Annotated in this window: 1 protein-coding gene; it reads left to right on the top strand. The window is 72.0% G+C overall.

The window, feature by feature from the left end; translation table 11 throughout:
• A partial coding sequence (locus KUM40_RS27105) for an FAD-dependent oxidoreductase (RefSeq protein ID WP_374227428.1) occupies window positions 1-361 on the top strand: 361 nt, incomplete at both ends.

Below are 361 nucleotides of genomic sequence, written 5' to 3'. Positions count from 1 at the left end.
CTGGTCCACTTCGCGGACGGGCGGCAGGAGGCGTTCGACCTCGTGGTCGGCGCGGACGGCGCCTGGTCCCGGATCCGCCCGGCGGTCTCCTCGGCGACACCGCAGTACACCGGCGTCACCCATGTCGAGACCTCCCTCGACGACGTCGACACCCGCCACCCCGACCTCGCCCGGCTGATCGGCGACGGTTCCATGGCCGTGTACGGCGTGAACCGGGGTCTCGTCGCCCAGCGCAACAGCGGCGGCCACGTCAAGGTGTACGCCAAGTTCCGCGCGCCGCTGGACTGGCACACGAACCTGGACCTGGCCGACGTCGAGGCCGTGCGCTCGAGCCTGCTGGCTCTGTTCGACGGCTGGGCCG

The sequence above is a fragment of the Streptomyces sp. AC512_CC834 genome (genome assembly GCF_019049325.1).
Lineage (GTDB): Bacteria > Actinomycetota > Actinomycetes > Streptomycetales > Streptomycetaceae > Streptomyces.
Note: the sequence above shows the minus strand (reverse complement) of the source record. Positions and strands in the feature narration are given on the sequence as shown.